This is a genomic window from Streptomyces sp. PCS3-D2 (genome assembly GCF_000612545.2).
Taxonomy (GTDB): Bacteria; Actinomycetota; Actinomycetes; order Streptomycetales; family Streptomycetaceae; genus Streptomyces.
Genome location: NZ_CP097800.1, coordinates 7,141,277 through 7,156,008, shown reverse-complemented (window position 1 = coordinate 7,156,008; position 14,732 = coordinate 7,141,277). Strand labels below are relative to the sequence as shown.

Sequence of the window (14,732 nt, the reverse complement as noted above, 5' to 3'; positions counted from 1 at the left end):
GGCTCAGCGCCGCGGCCTGGTGGCCACGGCGGCCCCGATGCGGAGGGTCCGGGCGTACGTGCCGCGGGGGTCGTGGTCGAGCAGGGCCCGGCGCAGCTCCGCCTCGAAGGCGGCCATCCGGTCGCCCAGCACGGCCGGGCTGGAGGAGGGAAAGGACAGCTGGAGGCCGATCACCTCGTCCACCGTGCGGCGGACGAGCAGGTCGCACCGGTGGGTCTCGACCCGGGAGAACGGCGACTTCGCGAGAAGGTCGCCGAGGTCTTCCCAGTCGTCGAGGTCGGACTGCCCGGGGCTGCCGGGGCCCAGGAAGCGCTCGCGTACCTCTTCGACGGCGGCCAGCCAGGCCGGCCCCCGATCACCGGGCCGGCGCAGCGAGACGACGACGCCGAGCCCGCCCCGGGGCGCGAGCACGTCGTCCAGGTCGGCCAGCAGCCGGCCGCGGTCCATCCGGTGGAACGCCTTGCCGATGACGCACAGGTCGATCCGGGGCAGGCACAGCCGGGTGACGCGGGCGGCGTCGCCGCGCAGCCACGAGATGTTCGTCAGGCCTCGCTCCTCGGCGAGCCGGGTCCCCTCGGCGAGCATCGCCGGCTCCGGATCGACGGCGTAGACGTGGTCGGCCAGGGAGGCCAGGGGCAGGCCGAGCGTGCCGGGGCCGGCGCCGAGGTCCAGCACGGTCTGGGATCCGTCGAGCGCGAAGCGGTCCGCGAGCAGCGTGTGGATCTCCCTCGGGTACGGGGACCGGTAGCGGGCGTAGTAGGGGGCGGCGGACGCGAACGGGGTGCTCATGGGGTCCTCCCTTCGGAAGTGCACCCGCCGATCGTGGTGCATCCGAGCGGCTTCCGCCGCCGCCGTGGGCCGCGAATCCCCCGATCGGATGTCCGCGCGGAACCCCTGGGGGCCGCTCTCCCGTCATCCTGCGTTCCGGCGGCGTCCGCCCGGTGTTTCCCGGCCCGCGCCGGAAGTGCGGCGGTCACGGCCGCGGTGCACGCTGGGGGTGACGGAGCACGGCGGCAGCCCGGACGCCGCGGACGGGGCGGTCCCAGGCTGTCGCGGCACCGGGACACGGGCCGGGAGCGCCGGTCGGCATGTGCCGGATCCCGGTCCGAGCGAGGGAGGCACGTGTGAACGCTTACCCGCCCATCGCCGATCACGGAATGGTCGGCGACCTCCAGACCGCCGCGCTGGTGTCCTCGCGGGGAACGGTCGACTGGTGGTGCACGCCCCGGTTCGACTCCCCCAGCCTCTTCGGGTCCCTGCTCGACAGCGAGCGCGGGGGCTACTGCCGGCTCGCGGCCGATCTCGCCCACGAGCCGGGAGCCGTGGTGCGTCAGCTCTACCAGGCGGACACGGCCGTGCTGGTGACTCGGTACATGGGGCCCTGCGGGGTCGGCGAGGTCGCCGACTTCATGGTGCCGTTGAACACCACCGCGCGCACCGAGCGCCACCGTCTGGTCCGGGTGGTGCGGGTGGTGCGGGGCCGCCTGGACTTCGACCTCGAATGCCGCCCGCGGTTCGACTACGGCCGCGCCCCCCACACGTTCGAGGAGCTCGACCGGACGTCGGTGGTCTTCCGGGGTCCGGGCACCAAGCTGCACCTCCAGGTCGCCACCGCCGCCGGCCCCATCGTGCTGCGGCGCGACGGCGAGGACCTCGTCTCCCGCTTCACCCTGGAGGCCGGGCAGGCGGCGGCCGTGGTGCTGACCAGCGACGCTGACGACGGTCCCATGCCACCTCCGCTGTCGGCCGAGGGGATCAGCGCCGAGCTGCAGGCCTGCCGCGGCTTCTGGCACACCTGGCTGCGCTCCTGCACCTACCGCGGCCGCTGGCGCGACATCGTGCACCGTTCGGCGATCACCCTGAAGATGCTCACCTACGCGCCCACCGGCGCGCCGATCGCCGCGCTCACCATGGGGCTGCCCGAACAGGTCGGCGGCGAGCGCAACTGGGACTACCGGTTCACCTGGGTCCGTGACGCCTCCCTCTCCGTCAGGGCCCTGATCGACCTCGGGTTCGTCGAGGAGGCCTCCGCCTTCCGCCGCTGGCTGCTCGACCGGCTCGCCGCCGGCGGCACCGCGTCGGGCGAACCCCTGCAGATCATGTACCGCGTCGACGGCGAGGCCCGCCTCACCGAGGAGGTATTGGACCACCTCGACGGCTACGAGGGCTCCAAGCCGGTGCGCGCGGGCAACGCGGCCGCCGACCAGATCCAGCTCGACATCTACGGCGAGGCCTCCGACGCCCTGGCCCAGACCCGCGACATGGGTGGCATCCAGGGCTGGACGGCGTACGCCGGCGTCCTCGACTGGCTCGCCGAGAACTGGGACCGGCCCGACGAGGGCATCTGGGAGACCCGGGGCGGCCGCCAGAACTTCACCTTCAGCCGTCTCATGACGTGGGTCGCCTTCGACCGGGGGATCCGCCTCGCCTCCACCTTCGCCCGCCCCGCCGACGTCGACCGGTGGAGGCGGGTGCGCGACACCGTCTTCGCGCAGATCGTCGAGCGCGGCTGGAACGCGGACAAGCAGGCGTTCGTCCAGCACTACGACACCGACGTGCTGGACGCCTCCCTCCTGCTCATGCCTCGGGTCGGTTTCCTCTCCCCCACCGACCCGCTCTGGCTCAGCACGCTCGCCGCCATGGACCGCGAACTGGTCAGCGACAGCCTGGTCTACCGCTACAACCCGGAGGCTTCCCCGGACGGGCTGCGAGGATCGGAGGGCACCTTCAACCTCTGCAGCTTCGTCTACGTGGAGGCGCTGGCCCGGGCCGGCAAACCGCAGGAGGCCCGGTACGCCTTCGACAAGATGCTCACCTACGCCAACCACGTCGGCCTGTTCGCCGAGGAGATGGGACCCTCCGGCGAGCAGCTGGGCAACTTCCCGCAGGCCTTCACCCACCTGTCGCTGATCGCGGCGGCCCTCGCCCTGGACGAGCAGCTCGACCGTGTGGAGGAGAGCGGCCCCGGGGGCTGACGCCGCCGGGGCGGACCGGGCGTCGCGGTCGCGCCGGGCACGCGGGGTGCGCGTGCCCGGCTGGGCGTTCACTTCGGCGGGGCCAGCCGCTCCCACAGGAAGGTGTGGACGAGAGCCTCGTTGAAGGCCGACTGCCGGTGGTCGGTGGCGCCCGCGTGGCCGCCGCCGATGTGTTCGTGGAAGAGCACCGGATGGCCGGCCTCGCGCAGCCGGGCGGCCATCTTGCGGGCGTGCCCCGGGTGGACACGGTCATCGCGGGTCGAGGTGAGCAGGAGCAGCGGCGGGTAGGCGGGACCGTCCGTCCGGATCCGGTGGTAGGGGGAGATGCCCTCCAGGTGAAGCCGGTCCGCCGGGTCGTCGGGGTCGCCGTACTCGGCGATCCAGCTGGCGCCGGCGAGCAGCTTGTGGAAGCGGAGCATGTCGAGCAGTGGCACGTGCGCGACGACCGCGCCGAACAGCTCCGGTTCGCGGGTGAGCATCGCGCCCATGAGGAGGCCGCCGTTGCTGCCGCCCTCGATGCCGAGCTGGGCCGGGGTCGTGACGTCCCGGGCGACGAGGTCCCGGGCGACGGCGGCGAAGTCCTCGTAGGCCCGGACCCGGTGGGCGCCGAGCGCCGCCCGGTGCCAGGCCGGCCCGTACTCGTGCCCGCCCCGGATGCCGGCGACGGCGTAGGTACCGCCGCGCGCGAGCCAGGCGCGGCCGGTGACCGCGCTGTACGACGGGACCATGGAGATCTCGAAGCCGCCGTACCCGTAGAGCAGGGTGGGGCCGGGGCCGGACCGCTCCTCGGGGCCGACGACGAAGTACGGCACCCGGGTGCCGTCCGCGGAGGTCGCGAAGAACTGGCGCACGCTGAGCCCTGCGGTGTCGAACAGCGCGGGGCTCTGCTTGACGGGCTCGCTGGCGTCCTGTTCGCCCGCTGTGCCCCGGTAGAGGGTGGAGGGCTGGAGGAAGCCGGTGACGAGGTGGAAGTACTCGTCGCCGACGTCCGGGTCGGTGCAGGTGACCGAGGCGGTGGACAGCGGCGGCAGACCCGGCAGTGGTGCGCGGCTCCAGCCGCCGGGCCCGGGGGTGAGCAGCTCCAGGCCGGAGGAGACGTCGAGCCGGGTGCCGAGGACGAGGTGGTTGCGGGTCCAGCTGTATCCGGCGAGCGCGGTGCGCTCGTCCGGGGTGAACAGCACCTCGGCCTGCCGCGCACCGGCCAGGAAGGCCTGGAGGTCGAAGGCCAGCAGGCTGCCCGCGGGGTGGCCGAGCCAGGGCGTCCTGGTGGTGACGGTCAGCCATTCCCGGTGGACGGAGGCGCTCGCGTCGTCCGGGACGTCGATTTTCACGGGCGCGGCGCAGGGATCCTCGGGCAGGAGGAACAGCTCCTGGTTCCAGAAGTCGATCTGCCGGTGCACGAAGTCCCGCCCGAAGCCCGGGGTGTCGTCGTGCCAGCCGGAGGCCGAGAGGTCGCCGGGGCGGCCCTGGTAGACGAGCTCGGCGTCCTCCAAGGGGGTGCCGCGGCGCCACCGACGCACCTGGAGCGGGTAGCCGGAGGCGGACATCGAACCGGCACCGAAGTCCGTACCGATCCAGACCCGGTCGTGGTCGATCCACCCGATCCGGGTCTTGGCCTCGGCAACCGTGAACCCGTCCGTGACGAACTCCAGGGCCTCCAGGTCGAACTCGCGCACGACGCAGGCGTCGGCGCCGTCCCGGGAGAGCAGGACCAGGGCGTGCCGGTGCTCGGGGGCGAGGACCCTGCTGCCGGCCCAGGCCCACTTCTCCCCCTCGGCCTCGGCCAGCGCGTCCAGGTCCAGGAGGACCTCCCAGGCCGGGCAGTCGGTGCGGTACTCCTCCAGTGTGGTGCGCCGCCACAGTCCGCGTTCGTGGTCGGCGTCCTGCCAGAAGTTGTAGAGGTGAGGGCCTCGGCGGACGACGTACGGGATCCGGCCGTCGTCGTCCAGCACCTCGCGCATCTCCTGCTCGAGCACCTTGAAGCCGGGGGCGCCGGTCAGCGCGCCCACGGTCTCGGCGTTGCGCTCCCGGACCCAGGCGAGGGCTTCCTCGCCGGATACGTCTTCCAACCACAGGTAGGGGTCGTCATCGCTCATCAGGCGATTGTGCAGGAAGCCGCGGGCGCGGTCACTCGTCGGCCGTGCCCCGGGCCTCGCGCAGGGCAGAGTGGACCGACCAGACGACGGAGACCAGCGGGACCGCGACCACGGCGCCGACCACGCCTGCGGCGATCGCGCCCGCGACCACCGAGATCGCCACGACCAGCGGGTGCAGGCGGACCGCGCGGCTCATCACCAGCGGATGGAGCAGGTGTCCCTCGATCTGGCCGATGACCACGATCAGCGCGACGACGATCCCCGCGACGAGCGGCCCCTTCGAGGCCAGGGCGACCACCGCGGCGACCGCCAGCGCGACCGGTGACCCGACGAGGGGGATGAAGGCCGCGAAGAACTCCAGCAGGGCCAGCGGGACGGCCAGTGGGACGCCGAGGAAGTACAGGGCGAGCCCGACGAGGACCGCGTTCGTCGCCGCGACGACCACGATCCCGCGGGTGTATCCGGTGAAGGTGCGCCAGCCGGCGCGCCCGGCGATCGCCACACGCTCCCGGGCCGTCTCGGGCAGCTGTGCGCAGAACCACGCCCACTGCCGGTCGCCGCCGTGGAGGAAGAAGAACGAGCAGAAGACCGCGAGCGCGAGGACGGTCAGGACGTGCACGAGCCGCCCGGCCCCGCTGACCGCCTGGCTGAGCACCGTGGAGCGGTGACTGGAGAGGTACTCGCCGATCCGGGACTGGACGTCGGAGAGCGCCTCGGGGTTCAGCCGGAAGGGCGGTCTCTGCAGCCACTGCTCGATGCTGGCCAGTCCCTCCCGGAACTCCCGGGCCAGGGTCGTGCTCTCCCCCGCCACCGCCTCGCCGACCAGGGTCAGTACGCCCAGCAGGAGCAGCGCGCTGCCCATGAGGGTCAGGGCCACGGCGATCGCCCGGGGCAGGGCGCGGGTCAGGCGCCGCGTGGGCACCCACAGCAGTGCGGTGACGACGAGGCCGAGGAAGACCGCGACGGCGATCTCGTGGAAGCGGCCGAGCAGGGCGAAGACCGCGTAGACGGCGGCACCGACGACCAGCAGGCGCCAGGCGTACGCCGCGGCCGTACGCAGGAACGGGGACACCGGCGGCATGGTCCATGGGTGCCACGCGGGGCCGGCGATGCCACGCGCCGCGGCCCGGATTCGCCCGTCCGGGGCGGATGGTCGGGGCGGGTGGCCGGGCCGAGCGGTGCGGAGGCAGGCCCGGCGGTGTGGCCCCCGGGGGCCGGGTGCGGACCCTCAGCCCTCCTTCTCGGCGAGGATCCGGTCGGCCGCGTAGTGCGGGCAGTTCAGGGCGTGCCAGGTCACCGAGAGGGAGCCCGAGCCCGTCCGCAGCGTGCGCGCCGCCCCGTCGGCGGCGGTGGCCTTGCAGAAGGGGCACACGACGGTCTCCGGGCGCAGCAGATCGAACATGCCCAGTCCTTCCCGCAGGTTTCTCACACCGGACCTGTCCAGAACTATCAAATCCGGCGCCGTTCGGCCGCAGTACCCACAAGTACGGATGATTACTGCATGACATGGCCGCGACGGAACGGCGGCGCCGTCAGGTCAGGGCAGAGGAACGCCGCGGGCCGTGACCCAGAGCGCGTACCACTCCTCGTGCGTGAGGTCGGGTTCGCGCAGGGCCGCGTCGCGGCAGGCACGGATCCGGTCGGGGCGCGCACTGCCGATGACCGGTGCGATCCGCGACGGGTGCCGGATCAGCCACCACAGCAGGACCGTCTCGGGCGTCGTGCCCTTGCGGCGGGCCAGTTCGGCCAGCAGCTCTGCTGTGGCCGTCTCGGCGGGCGTCTGCTGGCGGCCGGTGAAGCGGCCCTGGGCCAGCGCGCCCCAGGCCTGCAGGCGGATGCCGTGGTCGCGGCAGTGCTCCAGGGTCCCGAAGGGGAAACCGCCTGCTGTGGACGCGGGGGTGTTGAGCAGGACCCCGGCCTCCACCCAGTCCCGGCTGTGCAGGCTCATCTCCAGCTGGTTGACCACGAGCGGCTGGTCCAGCCGGGCCTGGAGGTGGGCGATCTGCGCCGCGCCCATGTTGGACACCCCGAAGCGCCGTACGAGGCCCTGCCGGTGGAGGGATGCCAGTGCGGAGGCGATGGCGTCCACATCGGCGAGGGGGTCGGGCCGGTGCAGGAGCAGGACGTCGATCACGTCGGTCCGCAGCCGGGTGAGACTCTCCTCCACGCGTCGCGTGATGGACTCCCCGCGCAGGTCGTACATGCCCGGGCGGTGCTCGTCGCCGAGCCGGATCCCGCACTTCGTTTGGAGGGTGATCCGGCCGCGCAGACCCGGCGTCCTCTTGAGGACCTCGCCGAACACGGCCTCGGACTTGCCGTGCCGGTAGATGTCGGCGTGGTCGAAGGCGGTGATCCCGCTGTCGAGGGCAGCCTCGACGGCCGCCTCGGCGGCATCGATGTCCCCGGACCCGTACGGCTGTGGATCCCAGCTCCCGCCCAGGCCCATGCACCCGTACAGCACCCGGTCTTCGTCGCTCATGCCCACACCCTCGTTCGTCACCACGCCACCCCGGGCCGTGTCGTGCCGATCATGCCGTGGGCGAGGGGCCGCGGGCCAGTCCGGGTGGAGGGGGCGGTTGTGGCTCCCGCGAAAACAAGCCCCAAGCTGGGGGCATGGACAGCGACGTGCTCCGCTCCGTCGGAGGACCATCCCGCCGCACCGGCCCGCCGGTGGCGACCCTCCGCTTCAGGCTCCACGGACTCGACGCGCCCGACCGGGCGACGGGCGCCGCCCGCGCCCGCGCCGGAGGCGGCCGTCCCGAAGGAGCGGTGGGATGAGGAGACGGCTGCTGAGGCTGGGCCTGTACGCGGACGAGCAGGGGCTGGCCTGGGTCGAGGGGCTCGTCGAGGACGCCGCGGGTTCCCGGCGGGCCCGGATCCTCGACGTGAGCGTGGCGCACGCGGACGACGACTCGCTGGACTTCCTGGTGGAACAGTGGCGCATCGAGCACCCCGGCCGGAGCAGCGGAACACGGCAGCCGGTGGACATGGAGGTCCGCCTGCGGTGTTCCCTGCGGACGTGGCGGGCCGTCCGCAAGGCCGTGCCGACCGCCCTGTGCCCGCAGGGATCGGCTCCGCACATCTGCCGCGTGCCCTGGACGCTGGGCTGACGCGCGGTGCGGCGCAGCGCAGCGCCGCACCGCACCCGCACCCGCACCGCCGGAGGAGACCTGACGGTGACCGGCTCGGGCCGCGTTCCGGAACGGCTCGGAGGGGGCCGGTTCGGCGGCTGACCGGGGGATACCCAATGATGTCGGAATGCAGAAGCACAAGCAGACCGGACCGCGGTCGCTCCGCCGCCGGTTCGGCCGCGCGGCGACGGCGCTCGCCCTGTCGACGGCGGCGGCGTGTACGTCCGCCCCCGTCGCCGGCACCGGCCTGGGCCCGGCGGAGCCGGACGAGGTCTCCGTGGCGACCTGGAACATGTGCGGGGTGCAGCAGTGGAGCTGTGAGCGGACGGGCAGCCCGACGGACAAGTTCCAGCAGCTGCGCGACCTGATCGGCGACTCCGACGTGCGCGTGCTGCTGCTCCAGGAGGTGTGCTCGGAGGACCTGTCGTCCTCCGCGGCGCGACTGGGGCCGGAATGGAACACCGCCTTCGAGCCCTACGCCAACGTGGACAGGGCCGGTACCCGTACCGCGGTCGAGTGTACCGACCACGCACGCGGGCGGGCCGGGTTCGCGCTGTTGGCGGCCTCCCGGCTCCAGGACGTGGAGGTGATCCCGACCGAGCAGCCGACGGTGGGGCTGCACCGGGGGATCCTCTGCGCCCGCGTCCCGGCGTACGGGCTGCGGGTGTGCAATGCGCACATCTCGCTGCGGGAGAGCGACACCGACCACCCGGACTGGGACTTCCGGGACGACCAGCTGAGCTCCCTCTTCGCGACCGCCGCGACGGACCCGCGTACGGTCGTCGGTGGTGACTTCAACTCTCCTCCGCCGGGACAGGAGAACAAGTACGGCTGGATCTGGCCGTCGGAGGCATACACCACGTACCGCGAGTGCGATCAGAAGGGCGGCTCCCGTACGGGGCGCGTCACCCACACGGACGGCACGAAGATCGACTACCTGTTCACAGCGCTGCCCCGCACCGGCTGTGCGGTGGTGGACACCAAGGCCTCCGACCACCGTCCGCTGGTGATGCGGGTGGGCCGCCCCGCGGAAACGGGCCCGGCCACCCCCGAGGTCAGTACTCCGAGTTGAAGTAGACGCCCTGGGCGGGAACGGGGTACGCACTCAGTGTGGTGAACGGGACCGCAGCCCAGGGCGACACATGGCCGACGGCGTCGACGGCTATGGCCTCGACGTAGTGCTCGCCGTCGTTCCAGGACCACCCGGGCTCCCACACCCAACTGCCGTCGGGCCGTACCTCGCACGCACCCAAGGGCGCTCCACCCTCGTGGAAGTCCACGCGTACGGCGCCGGGAGCGTAGCCCGCGAAGCCCACGGCTGAACTGGTCACCTGCTGGTGCGGGGCCGGTACGGTCACCGTCAGTGCCGGTTGCCGGGACGGCATCGGCTGCTGGGGAGGCTGCTCCTGCGCGGGTGTGGCCGCATAGGTGTGGTCCCCTGCGATGAAGGCCACTTCGGTGCGCTTGGTCTGATAGTTGTTCGCGTCCGCAGCGAAGAGCCTGATGACGTGCCGACCCTTGGACCAGGGAGTGGTGCGCTCCCACACCCATGTGCCGTCGGGGGCGACGGGCGCGGAGCCACGGTACTTGCCGTCCTCCCAGAAGCTGACGCGCACCGCGCCCACGGCGGTGCCGGTGAAGCGGACGCCGTTCGCCGGTACCCGTTCGTCGGGCGACGGCGTCCGGACCACCGGCTTGGGGAAAGAGTCGTCCCTCACCTGGGCGGTCTGCTTCAGGTAGGTGTCGATGGCCGACGCGTCACGTCCTGGCTCTTCGCCGCCGTTGCGCACCATGCCGATCCGCGGGGTGATCCCGTCGACGAGGAGTGTCAGCAGCCCCATGAGGGTGGGGAGATTGTGCCGCGTGGCCTTCCCGGCCTCGGTGATGAGGGGCGACTCGTTGTAGACGAGGTTGAAGTTCTCTCGCCCCCGGAAGTGCCCGATGAACGGTTCCACCTGCCGCTGGTACTGGCCGTCCCGGGGGGACGCGAGCAGGTAGATATTGGCCGACGGTCCAGCACCGCAGCCCACGAGCTCCGGCAGGATCGAGTCCAGGACGCGGACGTTCTGGTCCGTTGCCTCCCCCATCATCATCCGGGCCGCGTCGGGGTTGCTCTCCTTGACGTGGGTTCCCATCAGGAACTGCGGCGAGTCGGCCACGATATTCCTGAAGCCGTACTTCAGCCCGAAGAACAGGGCCGCGCTGCCCCCCTCGGAGGCGCCAAAAGCGGTCACCTGCCCGGCCGAGAGGGCCAGTGCGTTCATGACACGTGCGACCAAGCCGGCGACAGACTGCTCCAGGGAGAAGTCCATCCCCCTGCACAAGTGGTAAGTGTTCGCACCGTCGACCAGGTCTCGCACCCACAGAATGTTCGAGCGCAGTTCCTGGAGCTGCCCGTCCATCCAGCCGTACCCGCCCGTCGCGTGGCGGTCAGCGAAAACGACGACCAGATGACGGTTGCCGTTCCTCGCGTGGGAGAACTTGTACTCGACGGGCACTGGCCCGGAGGAGTCCACGCCGCTGAAGACACGGCGTGTTTTCCCGGCTGCCTCAGACATGCTCGGAATCCGTTCTTCTCGCCGGCTGGCGCGGAACCTGGCCGAGGGCGCTCCCGTTCCAGGGAGCGCTCCGGGCCGCGGGGTGTACCGTCTGGCTGCCCTGCCCGGGATGGCTGGTGTGGCCCGCGTGTCCTGTGTGGCCCGACGCACCGCCCGATGCCCTGCCGACCGCCGGCGCCTGCGCCCGCGACGGGTCGAGGTCCCCGCCCGCGATGAGGATGCGGTCGGTCAGCCGGGCCGAGGCGTAGCCGTCGTCGAGGTCGCAGAACTCCTGCTGGAACCAGCGGTAGCGGGCGGCGTAGCCGTGCTGGATGCGGTCGACGTTGCGGATCGCGCCGATCAGTTCGGGAGAGGTGGACACCAGCGGGCCCGGTGCGGACTGCTCGAAGTCGAAGTAGAAGCCGCGCAGGGTGTCCCGGTAGTGGTCCAGGTCGTAGGTGAAGAACAGGATCGGCCGCCCGGTGTTGACGAAGTCGAACATCAGGGACGAGTAGTCCGTGATCATCACGTCGGCGATGAGCGACAGGTCCGCCATGTCCGGGTAGTCGGACACGTCGAAGACGAAGCCGTCGCCGGCACCGGGTACCGGGTCCACCACGTTCGGGTGGCGCCGGACGAGCAGGACGTGGTCGTGGCCGAGCCGCGCCCTGGCGTCGTCGAGGTCGATGCGGAAGTCGAGCTTGTACTTGCCGGGTGCGTAGAACTGGTCGTCGCGCCAGGTCGGCGCGTACATGACGACCTTCTTGCCCGGGGGCAGGCCGATGCGGCGGCGGACCTGCGCCGCCCGTCCGGAGTCGGCCCGGCGCAGGATGTCGTTGCGCGGGTAGCCGCTCTCGACCATCTCCCCCGGGAACTGGAAGGCGCGCTGGAGGATCGGGGTGCTGAAGCTGTTCGGGGACACCAGCATGTCCCAGTTCTGCACCTCCTTCTCCACGCGCTCCAGGTACCGCTTGTCCGCGAAGTGCACGGCCTCGATGTCGTGACCGATCCGCTTGAGCGGGGTGCCGTGCCAGGTCTGTACGACGACCTGGCCCTCGCGCTTCTCGAACCAGTCGGGCAGGTGGTTGTTGGCGACGATGTACTTCGCCCGGCCCATGGCCTCGTACCAGTCCGGGGACCACATGCGGACGGGACGGGCGGTGGGCGGGACGGCGACCTGGTCGTCGCGCACCACCCACAGGTGTTCGAGGTCGGTGCCCCGGCGGACCATCTCCTCGTGCAGGGCGCGCGGGCTGTCGGAGTACTGGGTGCCCTTGAAGGCGTCGAAGAGCACGGCCGCGGTCACCGGCTTGCGCCGGGCGTCCGGGTAGGTCTTGGTGCGCATCAGCTTCTGCCGGTAGGGTCCGCGGGCCTCGTCCGGCATCGCCGAGTGGACCAGGAGCGAGAGCCGGTCGTAGGCCTCCGACTGGAGTTCGTACCTGCGGTCGTTGCTGCTCATGTCCCGGGGCAGGGTGGGGATCAGCTCCTGGGTCATCTTGACCACGAGGTCGTCGGAGCGGTCCTCGGGCCGGACGGCGGAGGGGTCCTGGCGGCGCAGGAAGAAGTCCCAACGGCCCGCGGCGAGCGGGATGTCGCCGGCCAGCGTGCGCATCGCGGCGGGGGTGACGACGAAGCTGAAGTCGCTGCCGTGCCAGGTGAGGGGGACGACGCGCTCCGCGCCGTGGGCGCGGGAGCGTACGACGACGTGCGCCGTGGCGTACTCGGAGGCGTCGAGCCGGTCCTGCGCGGCGTAGCCGGCGACGACCTCGAGGGAGCCGTCCTGGAGCCAGGTCGCGGACTTGGCCAGGGGCAGGGTGTCCCGCTCGAACAGCACCACGTAGCCGGAGCCGTTGCGGTGGACGAAGACCTCGCGGTCCCCGCCCTCGGTCTGCAGCCCGGCCGGCACGCGGTAGTGGCCGTCCTCGGCCTCCTCGGCCATGACGGGGTAGATGGGGGCCTTGCGTCCCTCGACGTGGAGGGTGGTCTTCCAGCCGTTGGCCCCGGTGCTCCAGGTCTCCGGAACCCCGTCGGAGGAGTTCGTGCGGTGGCCGGGAACGAGCGCCTTGGCCGGGATGCGGGTGACGAAGGTGTACCAGCCCTCGCCGCCCTGCGTGAAATGGACCCACGCGTCGTGTCGGCCGGCGCCTCCCATGCTGGTCACCCGGAACTTGCCCCACTCGGGAAGCACGGGGCCCAGGTAGACACCGCGCAGTTCGAGGTGGTCGCCGGCCATCCGGTGCTGGGTGATGCGGCAGCGGACCCGCTCGACCCGGAGTTTGAGCTTGCCCTGGAGGAAGAGGGGCACCACGCGGGTGTTCTTCTCCACGTACCGGTAGGGCGGGTTGGCCGCGCTGCCGGCTCCGCCCCGGACGATCCCCTTGTAGCGGAACAGGCCGCGGCTCAGGACGCCGGCCGCCACGTCCCAGGTGCCCTCGACCCACTCGCCCTTGCGCTTGAGACGGCCGGTGTCGAAGCGGACCTGGAATCCGGACCAGTCGTAGCAGTAGCGGCTCTGGTTCGAGTACTCGGTGGCCTGCGGGTAGTAGGTGGTCTTCGCCTTGGCCACGACCACGCGGCCCTGCTTCTTGTTGCGCAGCGCGATCGCCTTCATCGACATGTGTCGCTTGTGCACGTTGATGAAGCGGACGTAGGCGGCCCCTTCCAGGACCAGGTGGTCGGAGTCGTCCCACTCTGCGCTGCTCAGCGAGCCGTGCAGCGAGAGCTCCTTGTCCAGCCGATAGGCGCTCTTGTCGATGCCCACCGACCGGTCCCCGAGGTAGGGGTAGTTGAGGTAGCGGTGGAGGCGGCGCTGGACGGGCATGGGCCCGCCCTTGCGCTCGAACTCGACCACGTCGAGCAGTTCTTTGAGCCGGCCCTCGCGCACGAGCAGCCACTTGACGCGGGCGTCGGCGGGCAGCTCCTGGATGATGTCGTCGTCGGCCTCGTCGAGGAAGTCGTTCGCCCACCGCATGAAGGCGTCGCGGTACTCCTCGTCGGCGTCCGGGAGCACCTTCAGGTGCAGCATCAGGTCGGACTTCAGGCAGGCGAGGTCGTACTTGCGCTTGTGGTCGGAGTAGGACCGCGCCCGGTGCCCGGCGAGGAAGCGGCTGACCGACTGCACCGCGGCGACGCGGTCCTGGAGGTTGCTGAACTCGGTGTGCCGCTGGGTGATGGAGGGCGCGGCCCCGCCCTCGCGCCGGCGCCAGAAGTAGACGATGTCGGTGAGGATGTCGACCTTGGCGGCCCGGAAGTGGGCGAACATGTTCACCCAGGAGTCCTCGTACATGACGCCTTCGGGGAAGGCGATGTAGTGGTAGTCCCAGAAGGACCGCCGGAACAGCTTGTTCCAGACGGTGCGGTCGTAGATGAGGTCGGGCAGCCTGGTGATGTGCGTGCCGCGCTTGTTGGCCCGCATCGGCGCCTTGTGCAGCGGGGACTGCCACCTCTTGGTGGAGTTCATCATCTGCACGTTGCCGGAGACGAAGTCGGAGCCCGAGGCCTCCAGGGTCTGCACGAGCAACTCGTAGGCGTATTCGGGTATGACGTCGTCACCGTCGACGAACGCGAGGAACTCCGCCTGCGGGTGTGCGGCACGGATGCCGACGTTGCGGGCGTGGCCGGGGCCCATCGACTCCTGCCGCAGGAGCCGGAAGCGCGGGTCGCGGCGGGCGAAGTCGGCGGCGATCGCGGTCGAGGAGTCGGTCGAGCCGTCGTCGACCATGATCACCTCAAGGTCGCGGAACGTCTGCCTGGCTATCGATTCCAGGCACTCCTGGAGGTAGATCTCGACGTCCTGGAAGGGCACGACGACGCTCAGGCGGGGCATACCTGCCACTCAGCAAACTCCTCGATAGACACACTTCTCGCGGCGCGCAGGGAGGTGCTGCGGCGCGCCCCCAGACCCGCCCCGGGATCTGGTCACCACCGCTCCCCGCACGCTCGATTCCCCCCACAGCCTGTGACCGCACTCGCGGTGACCGCACACTTATGCGA

Annotated in this window: 11 protein-coding genes; 4 read left to right on the top strand and 7 right to left on the bottom strand. The window is 71.4% G+C overall.

Annotated elements, in window-relative coordinates:
• Window positions 1-3: 3 nt before the first annotated feature.
• A complete protein-coding gene (locus tag AW27_RS32075) occupies window positions 4-789 on the bottom strand; it encodes a class I SAM-dependent methyltransferase (protein ID WP_037922268.1) in 786 nt (261 codons plus the stop codon).
• A gap of 335 nt (window positions 790-1,124) precedes the next feature.
• Between AW27_RS32075 and AW27_RS32070 the strand changes: the two genes are divergently transcribed.
• Window positions 1,125-2,975 carry a glycoside hydrolase family 15 protein gene (locus tag AW27_RS32070; RefSeq protein WP_037922265.1) on the top strand — a complete coding sequence of 617 codons (1,851 nt, stop codon included), beginning with the start codon at window positions 1,125-1,127 and terminating at the stop codon, window positions 2,973-2,975.
• A 68-nt stretch (window positions 2,976-3,043) separates the two neighbouring features.
• Here the strand turns inward: AW27_RS32070 and AW27_RS32065 are convergent, their stop codons facing one another.
• From AW27_RS32065 to AW27_RS32050, 4 genes are all read right to left on the bottom strand, one after another.
• Complete coding sequence (locus AW27_RS32065; RefSeq protein WP_037922263.1) at window positions 3,044-5,071, bottom strand: prolyl oligopeptidase family serine peptidase; 2,028 nt, start codon at window positions 5,069-5,071, stop codon at window positions 3,044-3,046.
• A gap of 31 nt (window positions 5,072-5,102) precedes the next feature.
• On the bottom strand, window positions 5,103-6,152 hold the full coding sequence (locus tag AW27_RS32060) for an AI-2E family transporter (RefSeq protein ID WP_037922259.1): 1,050 nt from the start codon (window positions 6,150-6,152) through the stop codon (window positions 5,103-5,105).
• 147 nt (window positions 6,153-6,299) lie between these two features.
• Window positions 6,300-6,473 carry a hypothetical protein gene (locus AW27_RS32055; protein ID WP_157840251.1) on the bottom strand — a complete coding sequence of 58 codons (174 nt, stop codon included), beginning with the start codon at window positions 6,471-6,473 and terminating at the stop codon, window positions 6,300-6,302.
• 135 nt (window positions 6,474-6,608) lie between these two features.
• A complete protein-coding gene (locus AW27_RS32050) occupies window positions 6,609-7,550 on the bottom strand; it encodes an aldo/keto reductase (RefSeq protein ID WP_236647650.1) in 942 nt (313 codons plus the stop codon).
• A gap of 134 nt (window positions 7,551-7,684) precedes the next feature.
• Here AW27_RS32050 and AW27_RS32045 point away from each other — a divergent pair, with 134 nt between their 5' ends.
• The 3 genes from AW27_RS32045 (at window position 7,685) to AW27_RS32035 (ending at window position 9,274) form a co-directional block, all read left to right on the top strand.
• Window positions 7,685-7,849, top strand: coding sequence for a hypothetical protein (locus tag AW27_RS32045; RefSeq protein ID WP_157840250.1), 165 nt, complete (start codon window positions 7,685-7,687; stop codon window positions 7,847-7,849).
• Window positions 7,846-8,181 carry a hypothetical protein gene (locus tag AW27_RS32040; RefSeq protein WP_037922254.1) on the top strand — a complete coding sequence of 112 codons (336 nt, stop codon included), beginning with the start codon at window positions 7,846-7,848 and terminating at the stop codon, window positions 8,179-8,181. Before AW27_RS32045 ends, AW27_RS32040 begins: the two co-directional genes overlap by 4 nt.
• 148 nt (window positions 8,182-8,329) lie before the next feature.
• Window positions 8,330-9,274 carry an endonuclease/exonuclease/phosphatase family protein gene (locus AW27_RS32035; protein ID WP_052030663.1) on the top strand — a complete coding sequence of 315 codons (945 nt, stop codon included), beginning with the start codon at window positions 8,330-8,332 and terminating at the stop codon, window positions 9,272-9,274.
• Here AW27_RS32035 and AW27_RS32030 read toward each other — a convergent pair.
• A complete protein-coding gene (locus AW27_RS32030; protein WP_037922252.1) occupies window positions 9,258-10,760 on the bottom strand; it encodes a hypothetical protein in 1,503 nt (500 codons plus the stop codon). The two genes, AW27_RS32035 and AW27_RS32030, sit on opposite strands and share 17 nt — an antisense overlap.
• Window positions 10,753-14,565, bottom strand: a complete 3,813-nt coding sequence (locus AW27_RS32025; protein ID WP_078556507.1) for a bifunctional glycosyltransferase/CDP-glycerol:glycerophosphate glycerophosphotransferase — start codon at window positions 14,563-14,565, stop codon at window positions 10,753-10,755. Before AW27_RS32025 ends, AW27_RS32030 begins: the two co-directional genes overlap by 8 nt.
• Between the last annotated feature and the right edge of the window lie 167 nt (window positions 14,566-14,732).

What these genes read in the sequence shown, in the direction of transcription:
- AW27_RS32075 (WP_037922268.1), bottom strand. Translation starts at nt 789, where the DNA reads ATGAGCACCCCGTTCGCGTCCGCCGCCCCCTACTACGCCCGCTACCGG.
- AW27_RS32065 (WP_037922263.1), bottom strand. Translation starts at nt 5,071, where the DNA reads ATGAGCGATGACGACCCCTACCTGTGGTTGGAAGACGTATCCGGCGAG.
- AW27_RS32060 (WP_037922259.1), bottom strand. Translation starts at nt 6,152, where the DNA reads ATGCCGCCGGTGTCCCCGTTCCTGCGTACGGCCGCGGCGTACGCCTGG.
- AW27_RS32055 (WP_157840251.1), bottom strand. Translation starts at nt 6,473, where the DNA reads ATGTTCGATCTGCTGCGCCCGGAGACCGTCGTGTGCCCCTTCTGCAAG.
- AW27_RS32050 (WP_236647650.1), bottom strand. Translation starts at nt 7,550, where the DNA reads ATGAGCGACGAAGACCGGGTGCTGTACGGGTGCATGGGCCTGGGCGGG.
- AW27_RS32045 (WP_157840250.1), top strand. Translation starts at nt 7,685, where the DNA reads ATGGACAGCGACGTGCTCCGCTCCGTCGGAGGACCATCCCGCCGCACC.
- AW27_RS32040 (WP_037922254.1), top strand. Translation starts at nt 7,846, where the DNA reads ATGAGGAGACGGCTGCTGAGGCTGGGCCTGTACGCGGACGAGCAGGGG.
- AW27_RS32035 (WP_052030663.1), top strand. Translation starts at nt 8,330, where the DNA reads ATGCAGAAGCACAAGCAGACCGGACCGCGGTCGCTCCGCCGCCGGTTC.
- AW27_RS32030 (WP_037922252.1), bottom strand. Translation starts at nt 10,760, where the DNA reads ATGTCTGAGGCAGCCGGGAAAACACGCCGTGTCTTCAGCGGCGTGGAC.
- AW27_RS32025 (WP_078556507.1), bottom strand. Translation starts at nt 14,565, where the DNA reads ATGCCCCGCCTGAGCGTCGTCGTGCCCTTCCAGGACGTCGAGATCTAC.